This window comes from Arcobacter sp. F2176 (genome assembly GCF_004116465.1).
Lineage (GTDB): Bacteria > Campylobacterota > Campylobacteria > Campylobacterales > Arcobacteraceae > Arcobacter > Arcobacter siniprincipis.
Window position 1 is genome coordinate 144,706 of the sequence record NZ_PDJV01000003.1, and the last position, 17,849, is coordinate 162,554.

15 protein-coding genes are annotated in these 17,849 nt (G+C 28.1%); 13 read left to right on the forward strand and 2 right to left on the reverse strand.

Annotation, left to right across the window (positions count from 1 at the left end):
* Positions 1-202 precede the first annotated feature (202 nt).
* The 12 genes from CRU95_RS03880 (at position 203) to CRU95_RS03935 (ending at position 16,601) form a co-directional block, all read left to right on the forward strand.
* Positions 203-1,450: a hydrogenase small subunit gene (locus CRU95_RS03880; protein WP_129099842.1), complete on the forward strand. Its 1,248-nt coding sequence runs from the start codon at positions 203-205 to the stop codon at positions 1,448-1,450.
* A complete protein-coding gene (locus CRU95_RS03885) occupies positions 1,450-3,186 on the forward strand; it encodes a nickel-dependent hydrogenase large subunit (protein ID WP_258238620.1) in 1,737 nt (578 codons plus the stop codon). Before CRU95_RS03880 ends, CRU95_RS03885 begins: the two co-directional genes overlap by 1 nt.
* 19 nt (positions 3,187-3,205) lie before the next feature.
* Positions 3,206-3,898, forward strand: a complete 693-nt coding sequence (locus tag CRU95_RS03890) for a cytochrome b/b6 domain-containing protein (protein WP_129099844.1) — start codon at positions 3,206-3,208, stop codon at positions 3,896-3,898.
* Between the two features lie 101 nt (positions 3,899-3,999).
* Entirely contained in the window at positions 4,000-4,575 is a 576-nt protein-coding gene (locus tag CRU95_RS03895; RefSeq protein ID WP_129099845.1) for a HyaD/HybD family hydrogenase maturation endopeptidase, read from the forward strand.
* Entirely contained in the window at positions 4,572-6,116 is a 1,545-nt protein-coding gene (locus CRU95_RS03900; RefSeq protein ID WP_129099846.1) for a hypothetical protein, read from the forward strand. The genes CRU95_RS03895 and CRU95_RS03900 overlap by 4 nt, the downstream gene beginning before the upstream one ends.
* A 322-nt stretch (positions 6,117-6,438) precedes the next feature.
* A complete protein-coding gene (locus CRU95_RS03905; RefSeq protein WP_129099847.1) occupies positions 6,439-7,596 on the forward strand; it encodes a hydrogenase small subunit in 1,158 nt (385 codons plus the stop codon).
* A 2-nt stretch (positions 7,597-7,598) separates the two neighbouring features.
* Positions 7,599-9,329, forward strand: coding sequence for a nickel-dependent hydrogenase large subunit (locus CRU95_RS03910; RefSeq protein WP_129099848.1), 1,731 nt, complete (start codon positions 7,599-7,601; stop codon positions 9,327-9,329).
* Between the two features lie 11 nt (positions 9,330-9,340).
* Positions 9,341-10,030 (forward strand): Ni/Fe-hydrogenase, b-type cytochrome subunit, encoded by a 690-nt coding sequence (gene cybH / locus CRU95_RS03915; RefSeq protein ID WP_129099849.1) that lies wholly within the window; start codon positions 9,341-9,343, stop codon positions 10,028-10,030.
* The gene (locus tag CRU95_RS03920; RefSeq protein WP_129099850.1) at positions 10,027-10,590 is read left to right on the forward strand and encodes a HyaD/HybD family hydrogenase maturation endopeptidase; all 564 of its coding nucleotides are present in this window, start codon (positions 10,027-10,029) and stop codon (positions 10,588-10,590) included. The genes cybH and CRU95_RS03920 overlap by 4 nt, the downstream gene beginning before the upstream one ends.
* Positions 10,574-12,232, forward strand: coding sequence for a hypothetical protein (locus CRU95_RS03925; protein ID WP_129099851.1), 1,659 nt, complete (start codon positions 10,574-10,576; stop codon positions 12,230-12,232). The genes CRU95_RS03920 and CRU95_RS03925 overlap by 17 nt, the downstream gene beginning before the upstream one ends.
* 9 nt (positions 12,233-12,241) lie before the next feature.
* Positions 12,242-14,458, forward strand: coding sequence for a carbamoyltransferase HypF (gene hypF, locus CRU95_RS03930; protein ID WP_129099852.1), 2,217 nt, complete (start codon positions 12,242-12,244; stop codon positions 14,456-14,458).
* Between the two features lie 175 nt (positions 14,459-14,633).
* On the forward strand, positions 14,634-16,601 hold the full coding sequence (locus CRU95_RS03935; protein WP_129099853.1) for a methyl-accepting chemotaxis protein: 1,968 nt from the start codon (positions 14,634-14,636) through the stop codon (positions 16,599-16,601).
* Between the two features lie 14 nt (positions 16,602-16,615).
* On the opposite strand, the gene CRU95_RS03940 is transcribed toward CRU95_RS03935, so the two are convergent.
* Entirely contained in the window at positions 16,616-16,819 is a 204-nt protein-coding gene (locus tag CRU95_RS03940) for a DUF2892 domain-containing protein (protein ID WP_129099854.1), read from the reverse strand.
* 97 nt (positions 16,820-16,916) lie between these two features.
* The gene (locus CRU95_RS03945) at positions 16,917-17,213 is read right to left on the reverse strand and encodes a DUF3817 domain-containing protein (RefSeq protein WP_129099855.1); all 297 of its coding nucleotides are present in this window, start codon (positions 17,211-17,213) and stop codon (positions 16,917-16,919) included.
* A gap of 98 nt (positions 17,214-17,311) precedes the next feature.
* On the opposite strand from CRU95_RS03945, the gene CRU95_RS03950 reads away from it, so the two are divergent.
* Positions 17,312-17,845 (forward strand): hypothetical protein, encoded by a 534-nt coding sequence (locus CRU95_RS03950; protein WP_129099856.1) that lies wholly within the window; start codon positions 17,312-17,314, stop codon positions 17,843-17,845.
* Positions 17,846-17,849: the final 4 nt, after the last annotated feature.

Here is a 17,849-nt window from a genome sequence, read left to right on the forward strand (position 1 = left end):
CTAGAACTAAAGTAAAATCAAGTACCAACTTATCGTAATATTTGAAATTATTATAATTATAAAGCTTAAAAATATTGATATAAATGCTACTTTATTGCTATACTAGCCCATTATTTAGATACTAAATTAAGTTTTAATTAAGTAAGCAAAAGTTAAATTACGATAATAAATGAATATTCATTTTTTAATTTAAGGAGAACAAATGGCTTACGATTCTCAAGAGATGGTTAAAAAAGTTTTTAATCAAAACTCTGCAAGGGTGGATACGAACAAAGGTGAAGAGTTTTACAATAATCTGTTTGAAAAAACAAAAGCTAGATTAAGTAAACTAAGAAAACAACCAGCTCTTAAAGATATCGATATTATTGATATAGTTGAGAGTGAAGGCGTAAATAGAAGAGATTTTATGAAGTGGGCAAGTGCAACAACTGCAACACTTATGTTACCTCCTATGTTTACTCCTTTAGTTGCAGAAGCTGCTGAACTTATGAATAGACTTCCTGTGATTTGGATTGAGTTGCAAGATTGTGCTGGAAACTCTGAAGCACTATTGAGATCATCAACACCTACTGTTGATGATTTAATTTTTGATGTATTATCTTTAGAATTTCATGAAACCATTATGGCTGCAGCTGGTCATCAAGCAGATGCTCAACTTGAAGATGCGGTTGAACATTTCAAAGGTAAATATTTATTATTTGTAGAGGGTGCAATTCCTACAGCTATGAATGGTCAATATGGAACTATTGGAGCTTCAGGTGAGACTTTCCAAGAACACTTGATGAGACTATCAAAAGATGCAGCAGCTGTGGTTGCTGTTGGTTCATGTGCTACTTTTGGTGGTATTCCAGCTGCTGCTCCAAATCCAACAGGTGCAGTTGGTGTTATGGATTTAGTTAAAGGTAAACCTGTAATTAATATTCCTGCCTGTCCCGCAAACCCTGCAAATATGGTTGGGGTTGTACTTCATTATGTGTTAACAGGCCAAGTTCCAGAACTTGATTCATTACTTAGACCAAAATTTGCATTTGGATATAGGATTCATGATAATTGTGAAAGAAGAGCACATTTTGATGCAGGTGAATATGTAGAAGAGTGGGGTGATGAAGGTGCTAAAAATAACTGGTGTCTATACAAAATGGGATGTAAAGGTCCAATGACATTTAATAATTGTTCAATTATAAGATACAATGATGGAGCAAACTGGCCAATTGGTGTTGGAAGAGGGTGTATTGGATGTTCTGAACCTGATTTCTGGGATAAGTATGCATATGAAAGACCTATGGCCGATGCACATATAAAAGCTCCAACAGGTGGAGTTGAAAAAACTGTTGATGAATTTGGATTAGGCTTGTTAACAGCAACTACAATAGGTATAGGAGTTCATGCAATTGCTTCAGCAGTTGTTGGTAAAAGATCAGTAAATAATGGCGAAAGTGAGGAGGCATAATGAGCAAGCATATCGTAATAGATCCTATTACAAGAATTGAAGGACACTTAAGAATTGAAGCAGTAATTGATGAAAACAATGTAGTTACTGATGCATATAGTTCTTCAACAATGTTTAGGGGAATAGAAGAGATTCTAAAGGGAAGAGATCCAAGAGACTGTGGACTTTTGGCAATGAGAATTTGTGGTGTTTGTACTGGTACTCATTACCAAAGAAGTATTGAAGCAGTTGAGCATGCATTTAAAGTAACTATTCCTAAAAATGCAAGATTAGTACGAAATATGATGCAAGGTGCTTTATACATCCATGACCATGTTGTACATTTTTATCATCTTCATGCACTTGATTGGGTTGATATTACAAAAGCACTTGAAGCTGATCCCAAAAAAGCAGTTGAAGAAGCACAAAAATGGGCGAAACTTTCAGGTCAAAGACCTTGGAATGCAAGTGAAGATGTATTTGCTGAAGTTCAAGAAAGAGTTACAAAATATGTAAAACAAGGAAGACTTGGTGTATTTGGTAATGCTTATTGGGGAAGCAAAGCTTATAAACTAACTCCTGAGCAAAACCTAATAGGTCTTTCTCATTATTTAGATGCATTAGAGTTACAAAGAGAGATTGCAAAAGCACAAGCTATTTTTGGAGGTAAAAATCCTCATCCACAATCAATTGTTGTAGGTGGTGTTACTTGTGTTCAAGATATTAAAAATCCAGCTAGAATAGCAGAATTTAAAGATATTATTCAAAAAGCACAAAAATTTTCTAAACAAGCATATCTTCCTGATGTTTATATGGCAGGAACTATGTATGCTGATGAAGCCCTTGATGGAACAGGTGGTGGTTTAGGTAACTATATGTCTTATGGTGATTTCAATTTAGATGATACATCTTTTTATGAAGCTGCTAAACTTTTCCCTTCTGGAATAGTTATGAATAAAGATTTATCAAAAGTTTATGACTTAGACCAAACAAAAATATCAGAAGATGTGACTCACTCTTGGTATGAAGGTAAAACAAATTTACACCCATATGAAGGTGAAACAAAACCAAACTATACAGGTTTTAAAGAGAAAAAAGATGGTATTGCATATTTAGATATTAAAAATAAATATTCTTGGATTAAATCACCTTTATACAATGACAATAGAATGGAAGTTGGTCCACTAGCTAGAATGATAGTAGGGGTGGCAAAAGGTGATGAAAGAATTAGTAAATATGTTACAACATTCTTAAAAAATGGAAACTTACCAACAAAAGTTTTATTTTCAACTGTAGGAAGAACAGCTGCAAGAGCAATTGAGACAGAAATGATGTGTGATGTTGTAATTGAATGGGCAGATGAATTAGCTAAAAATGCAGCAGGTGGTGATTTATCTACTTGGACTGAATTTGATTTTGATAAAGTATCTAAAGATGCTCAAGGTTTTGGTATGGCTGAAGCTCCAAGAGGTGCTTTAGGACATTGGATTAAAATTAAAGATGGAAAAGTTTTAAATTATCAAGCAGTTGTTCCTTCAACATGGAATGCAGCACCAAAAGATTATAAAAACAGAATGGGTGCTTATGAAGCTTCTTTAGTAGGTACTAAAGTTGTAGACCCTGATATGCCACTAGAGATTTTACGAACTATTCATAGTTTTGATCCTTGTATTGCATGTGCTGTGCATATTATTGATACTAATGGAAAAGAATTAGGTGTATATAAAATAGATCCAACAGGTGTTTGCCGTGCGTAATTTTAAAAGGGTTGAAAGAATGACTCCAGTCATGCGAATAATACATTGGACAAATGCTATTTGTATGATTGTTGCAGTTGCAACCGGGCTTTATATAGGTCATCCATATTATCAAACATTTATTGCAGATCCAGCTGTTGATAAGTATGTTATGGCATGGAATAGATGGGGACACTTTATTGTGGCAATTATATTTGATGTAACAGCTATTTTAATTGGTTATTTATATCTTTTCTCTAGATTTGAAAAACCATATAGAAAGATTTTACCGACAAAGAAAAACTTTATAGAATTCTGTGAAGTTTTTTTCAATCTAATAACTTTTAATAGAAGAAAAAAGTTTGATTCAACATATAGTGATAGTTATAATATTATGTTTTTTACACTTTTTCATATATTATTAGTATTTATGCTTTTAACTGGACTTCAAATGTATGTTCATGGTTTAGCTTCAGGACAAAGTTCAATTGGAGCATGGTGGCCATGGCTTTTACATTTTTCTACTGACTGGACACTTTGGGTATTTGGTGGAAATATGGGTGTTAGAATTGCACATCATACAGCTATGTATCTTTTATTGATGTGGGTTTTTTCACATATTTATTATCAAATTTGGAGAACGATTTTTTGGAGAGAAGGAGACATCAATATTGTATTTGGTGGAACAAAATTTATAAATGATGAAGTTAACTCTAAAAATCTAGATAAATAGAAGTTATGAGCATAGCTCATAACTTCTATTACTTACATAATATATCCATAAGTAAAAGTTGTTTTGTTTTTGAATGTATTAAATAAATATGAAGGTTATATATGAGAAATATAGTAATAGGAGTTGGAAATCTACTTTTTAAAGATGAGGGAGTAGGTATTTTAGCTGCTAAATATTTAGATGAAAATTATAAATTTGAAGGTGATATAGAGATTATTGATGGGGGAACTTTAGGTTTTAAATTGATGACTTATTTTCAAGAGTATGATAATGTTATTATTTTAGATACTGTCTCTATTGAAGATAAAGTAGGGGATATTTATAGACTTCCTTCTGATGTTTTGTTGGGGCTTGGTCAGTATAGAAAAACAGCCCATGAAGTTGAAATTGTAGAGATGTTAGAGATATGTTCTGTATTAGATAAACATGCAGAAGTAACAATAATTGGTATTATTCCTGAAGATATTGTTAGTGTTCAAATTGGACTTACAAAAACTATTGAAGATAAGTTTATAGGATTAATAAATCAGGCTCTTACTGATATTGAAAACTTAGGAATAAAAGTAGAAAAGAATGAAGAACAAAAATCTATTTCTCAAATTTGTAAAGGAATCTTGGGATCATATAACGATGAATATGATGAACGAATACCAAATGAAGAGGATACTACAAGATGAAACTATTTTACAAAATAGAATTTAACAGTACAAACTTATATTATAAACATATTTTAGAAAATCTAATAGAAGAGTATGACATCAATGCAAATGTGAAACAATACATCGGTTTTATTTTAATAACATGCAATGATAGTGAAGAAAAAATTGAAGGCTTTTTCAAATATTTAGGTGAAACCTTACCTTTATCAGTATTTTTAAAAAATTCATATGTTGTTAATGATTTTGATGAATCCATAGAAGAGATTGAAGATAAAAATATACTTCAAAATGTCCTTACTTTTACTAATAAAGATATTAAAAATATAATAAACGAAAATACAAATATTGATTTTTCAAATGATATTAAAAGAATAAAAGAGGGAAAGATTTCTAAAATAGAGACACATAATGGACTTAAAAATATATTTTTGCCTTCAAAAGCTTTAAGAGAAGAGTTTGAATCTAAAAATTGTGAAGTAAAACTTTTCATTTGTAACATAAATAAATTATCAGAATTATTTTCTTTGAATCAAAAGGACTTACAACTTCTTTGTTCTATTGAAAGACCTTTAGTAAAATTAAAATTCAATATTTTAGAAAATAAAGAAAAAGAGTATTCAAAAAGTAATTTTATATATGCAAAACTTCCAGATGATAAAGAGACTATACTTTTTGCAAATGCTTTGCAAAAAGAAGGTATTGACTATTTACTTTATGTAAAAGAAGAGAGTTTACAAGACGGACTTAAAGTTACTTATTTTAATAGTGACAATATAATTATAAATGGAGAAAAATCTCTGTTTCCAAAATATGATTATAATTTAAACAAAAAGTATAATAATTCAAAGGAATTTTTTGGTGATAATGGAGGAGTTATAAAAGCTACACTTGCAACAAATAATAAGAGAATAAAACCAAGTGTATCTATATATTTTTCATATAACAGTGATAATAGTTCTATTTCCTTGAATATTCCAGGAAAAGGACTAAGAGATATTATTTTAATTCCAAATATTATTTATGATATTAATAATGCGATGGAAGAAATATCTCTAATTGATGAAAATACAGCAAGATTGATAATAAATTATAAAAATAAGTTCTCACAAAACTTTAATAAAGAATTTAAAAATAAAGATATAAATGGATTTGAATCAATCTTAAATATTGCCTCTTATGTACTTGGATTAGAAGATTATTTAGACTTTGAAAATGCTGCTTTTAATTGTAATGTTAAAAGTGGATTACAAATTGATATGAAACTAATAAAGATTGATAATATAAATTATTTGGACTATAGACGGATCATTCAAAGTATAATGAGTTATAAAATGGCAGATGTATCAAATGAAATATTGGCTTATTCTTTTTATGAGAGTTTAAGTGAATTTATTACTAATCAAGTTGATACACTTAAAAAAGAGTTGAATTTCAATGATGTTATTTTATGTGGAAATATGTTTTCCAATTCTCTTCTTTTAGAAAAAACTTATAAGATTTTCACTAAAACATTTAATACAATTATTCCAAAAGAATATCCATTAGACATGGAGTTTTAAAATATTATTTTTTTAAAAGTACCAATAAGTAACATATGATCATAATTATTTTACAAAATTAACTTTTATTATAAAGTTAAGATTAAGTTAAGAATCTTATTTGTAATATTCATTAATGAACAAGCGTTCATTATAATAATAAAAGATTTAAAGTTAAAAGCCAACTTCTTTTTGAAGCTGGTTTTTTTAGTATCTTAATAATGAATAGTTATTCACTTTTATTTATTTATGCCAATCTTTTAAAGGGTTGGTTTTTTTATACAAAAAATAATGAATGATTATTCATTATTAAAATTTATTTATAAAAGGATTAATTTTGGATATGTCAAAATTATTTAACAAATTATCAAAAAGATTAGAGAACTTAGAAAAACTTCCTAAATTAGATGATAATAAATCAATCCCTGATGTTTTAATAGAAAAAGGGATTAATCGTAGAGATTTTATGAAATGGGCAAGTGCAATGACTGCAATGCTAGCTCTTCCTGGGTCATTTTCACCATTAGTTGCAAAAGCAGCAGAATTAAGTGATAGATTACCAATTATATGGCTTCATATGGCTGAGTGTACAGGATGCTCTGAATCACTTTTAAGAACAGATGCTCCAACAATCGATTCATTGATTTTTGATTATATATCTTTAGAATATCACGAAACACTTATGGCAGCAGCTGGTTGGCAAGCTGAAGGAAACTTAGAGAATGCAATAGAAAAACACAAAGGTAAATATATCTTGATGGTAGAAGGTGGAATTCCTCATGGTGAAAGTGCTCATTTTCTAACTATTGGTGGACATGGTAAAACAGGAGAAGAAAATGCAAAAGCTGCCTGTGAAGATGCAGCTGCAATTTTTGCTATTGGTACATGTTCATCTTTTGGTGGAGTGCAAGCTGCTATTCCTAATCCAACTGGTGCAGTAGGACTTTCAAAAATTACAAATAAACCAGTAATTAATGTACCGGGTTGTCCTCCTAGTGAGAAAAATATTGTAGGTACTCTGATGCATTATATTTTATATGGAAGCTTACCTGCCCTTGATGCTTATAATAGACCAAAATGGGCTTATGGAATGCGTATTCATGACTTATGTGAGAGAAGAGGTCATTTTGATGCTGGTGAGTTTGTAGAAGAGTTTGGAGATGAAGGTGCTAAAAAAGGTTATTGTTTGTATAAAGTAGGATGTAAAGGTCCTTATACTTTCAATAACTGTTCTAAAAATAAGTTTAATTCACATATGTCTTGGCCAATACAAGCAGGTCATGGATGTATTGGTTGTAGTGAACCAGATTTTTGGGATACTATGGGGCCATTTGAAGAACCAGTTGCAGATAAACTTTATAACACAGTTTTTGGTGGAGGTGGTGCTGATGCAACTGCTGATAAGATAGGTATTGGATTATTAAGTGTTACAGCAGTTGGTATCGCAGCGCATGCAGTTATAGCAAATTTTAAAAATCCAAAAAGTGATGATGAGGAATAACAATGGCAAATAAAAGAATAATAGTAGATCCAATTACTAGAATTGAAGGACACTTAAGAATAGAAGTTGAAATTGATGAAAATAATGTTATAAAAAATGCTTTTGCTTCATCTACTCTATGGAGAGGTTTAGAAACAATAGTTAAAAATAGAGATCCAAGAGATGCCGGATTTTTGATGCAAAGAATCTGTGGAGTATGTACTTTTTCACATTATAGAGCTGGTATTGAAGCAGTAGAAGATGCCCTTAATATTACTCCTCCTTTAAATGCAAAACTAACTAGAAGTTTGATGAATCAAGCATTATTTATGCATGATCATTTAGTACATTTTTATCATTTACATGGTTTAGATTGGGTTGATATTACATCTGCATTAAAAGCGGATCCTGCAAAAGCTAGTAAAGAGGCTTTTAAATATACAAAGTATCCAATTGCAACTGGTGAAAATGATTTAGTAAAAGTAAAAGATAGAGTAAAAGAATTTGCTGCAAGAGGTGAACTTGGACCATTTGCCAATGCATATTGGGGACATGAAACTTTTAGATTAACTCCTGAACAAAACCTAATAGCTTTAAGTCACTATTTAAAAGCTTTAGAAGTTCAAAGAACTGCTGCTCAACTTATGGCAATGTTTGGAGGAAAGCAACCACATCCTCAAAGTTTAACAGTAGGTGGGGTTACTTGTGTAATGGATTTATTAGATCCTTCAAGAATGGCCGAATATTTAACAAAATACAAAGAAGTTTCAAATTTCATTGAACATGCTTATTGTGCTGATATTTTAATGGCAGGACAAGCTTATGCAAAAGAGCCAAGTGTTACTGCAAAAGCTGGAACTATGAATTTTATGTCTCATAAAGAGATGCAACTAAATAGAACTGAATTTCTTTTTGACACAGGAATTATTTTAAATGGTGATTTATCAAAAGTTCATCCTATAAATGAAGATTTGATAACAGAAGAAGCAACACACTCTTGGTATAAAGATGATGAGCCTTTACATCCTTATGATGGAAAAACAAATCCAAATTATACAGGTATGAGTGAAGCCATGACAATAGGAGCCCAAGGAAAAGAAGTTCACTCTAAAGTTATTGATGAAAAGGGTAAATATTCTTGGATAAAATCACCTAGATATGATGGAAAAGCTATGGAAGTTGGACCTTTAGCTTCTGTTTTAGTTTCATATGCAAGTGGAAATAAAAAAATAGTTAAAATTGTAGATGAATTCTTAGAACAAACAGGACTTCCTACAGAAGCTTTATTTACTACTTTGGGAAGAACAGCTGCAAGAGCTTTACAAGTAAAAGCTATTATTGAAAATGGTTTAGAAACATTTGATACCTTGATTGAAAATTTAAAAGTAGACCAAGAAACATATACTACTTATAAAATCGATAAAGATAAAGAGTACAAAGGTAGATTTATCGGTGATGTTCCAAGAGGAATGTTAAGCCATTGGATAAGAATCAAAAATGGAGTAGTTGAAAACTATCAAGCTGTTGTTCCTTCAACTTGGAATGCAGGTCCTGAAGATTCAACGGGATTAAAAGGTCCATATGAGTCAAATCTTATTGGATTAAAAGTAAAAGACATAACACAACCTTTAGAGATTATTCGTGTTATTCATAGTTTTGATCCTTGTATTGCTTGTGCTGTTCATGTTATGGATACAAAAGGCAATGAATTGGGAAGTTATAAAGTTGATCCAACTTATGGCACTTCGTGTTAAAAGGCTAAAAGATGATTGAAAGAAAATATGAGTTTTCCGGTGTTTTAAGATTAAATCACTGGATTAGAGTAGTTACTTTATTAATATTAGTTGTGACAGGTTTTTACCTTGCAAAACCTTTTTTAACACCATATATTACTGATGAACCAGTAAATTTCATGAATGCATTGTGGAGATTCTGGCACTTGGTTTTTGGATTTGTATTAATTGCAACAACAATATTTAAAGTATATTTATTTATTTTTGATAGACAAAGTAGAAATGAAAGAGTTTCCTTTTTTGATTTTATTAGTCCAAGAGTATGGATTAAACAAATTAAATATTATATGTTAATTGGTACTCATCCAGAAGGAAAAGGTATATATAATCCTTTGCAGTTTATTGCATATTTTATGATATTTATGACTCTGTTTTTAGTATCTCTAACAGGATTAATATTATATATACATGTTTATCATGATGGATTAGCTGGATTACTTTTTCCACTACTTCGACCAATAGAAGTACTTATGGGTGGATTGGCTAATGTAAGAGAATTGCATCACCTTACAATGTGGATATTTTTGATATTTATTCCTATTCATATTTATATGGCAGTGTTTAATTCTGTGTATGGGAAAAGTGGTTCTATGGATACTATTTTTAGTGGATATAGTTGGCATAAAAAACATGAAAAAAAAGAGAGTAAAGCAAAAAAATGAATATTTTAATATTAGGAATAGGAAATATTCTTTTTCAAGATGAAGGAATAGGTGCACATTTTGTGCACTATTTAGATGAAAAATATACTTTTAAATCTAAAAAATCAAAGGTTACAATCATAGATGGTGGAACTTTGGCTCAAAGATTGATCCCCGAAATTATAAAATATGATGAAGTAATTATAATTGATTGTATCGATGCAAATAATGCAAGTGCAGGGGATGTTTATTTTTTTGATTATAATGCTATTCCCAATTGTGTTAATTGGCAAGGAAGTGCCCATGAAGTTGAGATGCTTCAAACACTTAAAATGATAGATATGAATCAAGACTTACCTTTTACTAAAATACTTGGAGTTATTCCAAAAAGAGTCGCAGATGATACTACTTTTGAATTAAGTGAAGAGATTCAATCTTCAATTATAACTATGGAAAATAGTGTTAGAAATCATTTAAAACTATTTGATGTAGAAATGTGTGTCAAAAAAGCTGATACATATATTACAAATATTGCAGAGATAAGTTATAAAAGGGACATCCTAAATGGTCCTTATTTATAAGTTTGAATACTTTTCAAATAATTTTACACTTATACATAATATAAAAGCATGCCTAAAAAATTTTGAAATTAATTATAAAATTTCAAAAGCTAATAATCACATAAATTTATTTGTTGAAAGTACAAAAGAGATACTAGACGAATTTTCTAAGATTTTATCAACATTTCTTCCAATGTCTATTTTTCTAAAAAATGTCGAAGTTGAAAGTGTTGATGAATTTCCTACTTTTCCAGATATTAATCATTTGGACTGTTCTGTTTTAACTTTTTGTACTAAATGCTTAAAAGCAGTTGAAGAAAAAGGTAATAAAAACTATTATAATCCTTTTATTTTTTGCGAAGATTGTGGGCAAGATTTAGAGGCAAAAGCTTTAATTTTATTTGATGGAAAAAAAGAGATAAAAAAATCAAATTATATTGAGTATTTTGAATATACCTCTAAACTTATAAATGATGGGAAAAGAGTTAAAATAAAAACTTTAAGTGGTGAGTTCGTTTTTTCAAAACTAGAAGCTATAGATAAAAATAAAAAAGATAAGATAAAGTTATTATGTACAAATTTAAATAATATCTCAGATGTTCTTATTGCATCTAAGCAAGAGATAATAGCCCTAGCATCTATTGAAAAGCCAAGAATAAATTTAAAAATAAATGAAGTCTTTAAATCTAAAAAAATTTTGATAAATGAAAATATTGATGTTAGATATGCAAGTGACATGATTTTGTATTTATTATGTTTGGAGTTAGAGAAATATAATATTAACTTTTTGGCATATTGGAAGAGTGATACTTTTGATTCATCTTTAACTTTTATTAGTAGTACTTTATATAAAAAGATTGAGATTCCTAAAATCTCTATTTTAGATAATGGACAAGTAATAGTTTTAAAATCAAAAAATTATGATAAAAGTTTAGATGATGTATATAAAGAGTTTGATGAAAAAAATAAGTCACAATTTATGGTTTTGTTAAGTGAAAATTATTTATTTGATAAAACTATTTTAAATACCTATGCAAGTACAAAACATGAAGATGGCTTGACACTTTATTCTACAAAAATAGATGGGATGATAGATATATTTAAATATGAATTACCAATTAGTATGAGTGAATTATTTGATGAAATAAAAAAAGATACTAATGGTGCAAAACTTATTTTAAATTATGAAAAGTCTTTTCCCGATATTTATAAAACGGCACTTAGTTTTGATTTGTCTTCTATAAATGAAAACTCTGTTTATAGTATATGGAAAATTGTATCAGTAATTTTAGGTTTTGAAGTGGATTTATTAACTGGTGCACATAATGCTTTGGGTGATAAAGGTCCTAGAATAGATTATAAATTAGATGAAAGTGATAAAATATATAAAAGAAGATTTAATATTTATAAATTAATACAAAGTGGTATAAGTTATAAACTAGCTGGAACAAATGATAATCTAATATGTTTAGGATATATTGAGAGTTTTGCTCATTTTGTATCTTCTTGTGTTGATATGGTAAATGATGAAATGAAACTTGATGGAATAAGTCTTTGTGGAGACTTGTTTGCTAATAAACTTATTTCTTCTTTTGTACATAAAAGCATTACAAAAAATTATAAAATATATTATAATAAGGACTTTCCTATACAAATTGATTAAAGAGAGTGAATGAGTAAGTTTATAATTGAAGTTCAAGGTATTGTTCAAGGTGTTGGATTTCGTCCATTTGTATATAATCTTGCCCTAAAACTCAATCTAAATGGATATGTTAACAATGATGATAAAGGTGTAAACATCTTACTTCAAGGTAAGAAGAATAGTATTGATACTTTTTTAAATGAACTAAAAAATAACCCTCCTATTTTGTCAAAGATAGATAATATTTCCATACTAGAAGATACTTCTTTAGATGACTTTGAAGACTTTAAAATTATTCAAAGTGCTAATCAAAACAATAAATCTACTTTAGTTTCACCTGATATTGCCATATGTGATGATTGTATAAAAGATATTGAAAATATTGAAAATAGAAGATACAAATATGCTTTTACAAATTGTACAAATTGTGGTCCTAGATACTCTATAATTAATACTGTACCTTATGATAGAATCAATACTTCTATGAATGATTTTGTTATGTGCGAAGAGTGTAAAGAAGAATATGAAGACCCAACAAACAGACGCTACCATGCTCAACCAATTTGTTGCCCTAACTGTGGACCACAAATAAAATTATATGATAATTTCAAAAATGAAATAAGTAATAATGATAGTATTAAAGAAATAGCTCAAAAAATAAATTCTGGATTTATAGTTGCTATAAAAGGAATAGGGGGCTTTCATATAATCTGCGATGCAACAAATGAAAATGCAGTTAAAAAACTAAGAGAAAAAAAGAATCGCCCATCAAAACCTTTTGCTGTAATGTTTAAAAATATAGATGAAATAAAAAAATATACAAATATTTCAAATAAAGAAGAAAAGACAATTCTTTGCAAAGAAAAACCAATTGTAATAGTAAATAAAAATTCTAATTGCAAAATTAGTGAACTAATAGCTCCTAATATAGATAGACTTGGTGTTTTTTTGCCATATACTCCTTTGCATATTTTACTTTTTGAATATCTTAATAATCCAATAATAGCCACAAGTGCAAACTTGAAAGATGAACCAATAATAAAAGATGTAAAAGATATTTTTAGTAAATTGTCTAATGTGGTTGATTATGTATTAGATTTCAATAGGGACATAATAAATGCCTGTGATGACTCTATAGTGCAAGTTATAAATGATGAGATTCAAATATTAAGACTAGCAAGGGGATATGCTCCATTTTCATATAAGACTAGTAACAAGTTTAATAAAAATAATTTAGCTATTGGTGCTAATCAAAAAAGTTCTATTTCTTTAGGTTTTAATAATAATATGATTTCTTCAGCATATATTGGAGATATGAATTCTATTGTTTCTATGGAATATTTTAAAAGAAGTGTAAGTACCTTTGAAAAGTTTTATGACTTTAAAACACAATTAATTGTTTGTGACAAACACCCCGCTTATGAAACAACAAAGTGGGCGATGAATCAAGGCAAAGAGATAAAACAAATTCAACATCACTATGCACATGCATTAGCCACTATGGCTGAATATGATTTAGATGAAGATGTTTTAGCTTTTGTATTTGATGGAACAGGATATGGAGATGATGGTAATATCTGGGGTGGAGAAGTCTTTATTTCAAATAGAAGCTCATATAAAAGAATCAATCATTTAAAATATTTTAAACTCCTAGGTGGAGAAAAAGCAGTAAAAGAGCCAAGACGGATTGCCTTGTCTTTGTTGTTTGATAATTTTACCATTGAAGAAGTTTTAACTTTAGATAATGCTTGTGTAAACTCTTTTACTAAAAATGAGATTGAATTACTATACAAAATGTGGCAAAAAAATCTAAATACTCCACTTACTAGTTCTTTTGGAAGAGTATTTGATGCCATAGCTTCATTTTCTAATATTTTACAATTACAAACATATGAAGGTGAAACAGGGCTTCAAATAGAAAAAGAGTATGATGAAAATTTAAATGAATCATACTCTTATGAAATAATAAATACTCAAATTGATTTATCAAAAGCAATATTAGAAATACTAAAAGATAAAGATAAAAAAGTTATTTGTTCAAAGTTTATAAATATGATTGTAAATATCATAAGTGAAATATCTTTAGAAAATAAGAACTTAAAAATTGTCTTAGCAGGTGGAGTTTTTCAAAATAAAACACTATTAGAACAATTATCTAAAAAATTAAAAAGAAAGTTTTATTTTTCTAAAACTATTCCTTTAAATGATCAAGGAATTTCCTTTGGTCAACTATACTTCCAAAACTAATTCTTTAAACATAAACCAATAAAATTTTTATTCTAAAATCACTAATTAACTATCAATTTAAGATTAAATTAATTTATTATATAAAAAATAAAGTATTAATTTAAATATATTGGAATAATATTATTGAAAATAATTAATTATTTTTTAGTTTTAAATAGTAATTTAGGAGTAGATTATGAGTATCAAAAATAAAATTGTTGGATCTTTTGTTATTTTAATTATTTTGTCAGTATTATCAAGTATTTATGTTTCCTCAAATATAAAAAGCATAAAAGATAACTTTTTAAATCTTTGTTATAAAGAATTTGCAGGGATTGTTGTATTATTAGAAGGAGATAGGGATTCTTATCAATCAAATATTTCATTGTTACAGATTATGAATTTAAAAGATGGCATTGAAATCAAGAATAAAATTGATGAAGGAGTAAATGGAAATCTGTTGCAAGTAAAAGAAAGATTTGATAAGTTTAGAAATCTTTTGGGCAATGAAATAGAAGAACAAAAATTTAATCAATTTGAAGATTTATATGATAAAACAAAAATCAATACTGATAAATTAATTCAATTAGTAAATTTAAATAAAATTGAAGAGGCAAAGGATTTTTATTTTCAGTTATATCTACCTACTTATGAAAAAATGAGAACATTACTTGATGCTTTTTCTACAGAAGTGTATACAATCATAAAGAAAAATGAGGAATATACTTCTAGTTTAATCTCTTCTTCTCTTTTTATTTTTATTACTATAACAAGTACAATTATCTTTACAACAATTTTCTTATCATTTTTATTAAGAAGAAATATTGATAAATCAATAAGTAGTTTTGAAGATGGTTTATTAAATTTCTTTAAATTTTTAAATAGGGAAAGTAATGATGCAATATTGATTAGTGAAAAGGGGAAAGATGAATTTTCACAAATGGCTAAAGTAGTAAATAAAAATATCGAATTGACTAAAAAAGGTGTTATAGAAGATAGAAAATTAATCGATGAAACTATTGCTGTACTTTCAGAATTTGAACAAGGGGATTTATGTCAAAGACTAGATATAAATGTTTCTAATCCCGCATTAATGCAATTAAAAGATGTTTTAAATAAGATGGCTGAGAATCTTGAAAGCAATGTTGATAAAATACTTAATATTATAGAAGAGTACTCCGCATATAATTATCTTAATAAAGTTTCAACAAAAGACTTAAAAGAACATATTCTAAAATTGGCAAATGGAATTAACTCTCTTGGTGATTCTGCAACAAGCATGCTAATCGAAAATAAAAGTACAGGATTAAGATTAGGACAGAGTTCAGATATATTATTAAAAAATGTTGATAAATTAAATAAAAGTACAACAACCGCTGCAAGTTCATTAGAAGAGACAGCCGCAGCAATAGAAGAGATTACAAGTAATGTTAGAAATAATACTGAAAATATTGCAAAAATGGCAAGTTTTTCAAATAATGTAACAGATTCCGTAAATAAAGGTGAAAATTTAGCAAATGAAACAACAAAAGCAGTAGAGGAAATAAATGCAGAAGTTACAGCTATAAGTGAAGCAATTACTGTGATTGATCAAATAGCATTTCAAACAAATATATTATCATTAAATGCAGCAGTAGAAGCAGCAACAGCCGGAGAAGCAGGGAAAGGATTTGCTGTAGTTGCAGGGGAAGTAAGAAATCTAGCATCAAGAAGTGCAGAAGCTGCAAAAGAGATAAAAAATTTAGTTGAAAAAGCTACCGTAAAAGCAAATCAAGGAAAAAATATTGCGGCAGAAATGATAAATGGATATAAAAATTTAAATGATAATGTTTATAAAACAATAAATTTAATTTCAGACATAAAAAATGCTTCTAATGAACAATTATTAGGAATAGAGCAAATAAATGATGCTGTCTCACAACTTGATAGACAAACACAAGAAAATGCTATGGTAGCAGCAGAAACAGATCATGTGGCAATGGTAACTGATGAAATAGCAAAATTAATTATTAGTGACACCCAATCAAAAAATTTTCTTGGAAAAGATAATGTAAAAGCAAAGGTTATTGGTAAAAAAGATACATCAAGTAATAATTCAAAAAGTGTAAAAATTAAAGAAATAAAAAAAGTAAATGAAGATAAAGATAGTTGGGAAAGTTTTTAAAAGACTAGCCAAAGCTAGTCTTTTTTACAATTATCTTTATCACAAGTTGTATTTATTTTTAATGGACAATATAATGGGCACCATCCAATGAGTGCTGTACCTAATGGAATCAATCCAATTACACCTAACCAACTATTTGTCATAAAACCATATGCTATAATGGCTACTCCTACAATAATTCTAACTATCTTGTCTATTTTGCCTATATTTTTGTTCATACAATTCCTTTAAATATTAGTTTTACTAATGATACTATAAATATAATATATTTGTATGAAAAGAAATTAAATAATATAAAATTAGATTTACTTATAATTATGCTAATGCTAGTTTTTTGATTTTTCTTTCAATAAAAAACAAACCAAATGGAATAATTGAGTATATAAAAAGTTCTATTGTTAATCGTATATTCCAATTATATTTTTTCATTGATTCATATAATAATATTAAAAATATAATGAATAAAATTCCATGTGTCATACCTATAATTTTTACTGGATAAGGATTCTCAGCGATATATTTTATAGGCATTGCTATAAAAAGTAATGTCAAATAAGATAATCCTTCTATTATTGAAATAATTCTAAATCTATACAAAGCTGTTTTAATCATTTTTGTTCCTTTATTTTGACAAATATTAACTAATTTGCTTTAACCTAAAATTAATAAAATTGGCTATAATCTATAATTAAATTAATAGAGGAATTTTAATGGATAAAAGATTACATGAAATTATGGCACAGTGTGCAATTATTCATGAAACTAATATAAAAACAAATATAATAGATGATTTAGACAAAATAGAAGAGAATTTAAGTGAAGGTGATAGTGATGTAAAAGATCATTATTTATCACTTTTGATGCAATATTATTTTCAAAAGAATAAATTAGAACAGTTAAAACAGTTACTTTTAGAAGGCTATAAGTTTGATATGAGATTTATTGATGTAGTTGAAGCTTTTTGCCATTTAAAAGATGATGAAGATAATGTTATTGAGTTTTTAGGAGATAATGTTGTAATGCTAAAAGATAGTATTACAGAAAATGATTTAAGAAAGATGCATGAATATTATCAATCAAATTTAGAGTATAAAAATTTTATAGATGAATCTTTAGATCTTATAAAAAAAAATAGATATGTTTGTGCTCAAGCATATAAGAGTAAAGAAGAGTTTGCAAAGTTCTTTTTAAATGAAGACTTACTTGAATCACTTAAAAGAGATATGCCCTTTATTTTGAAGTAAGAGT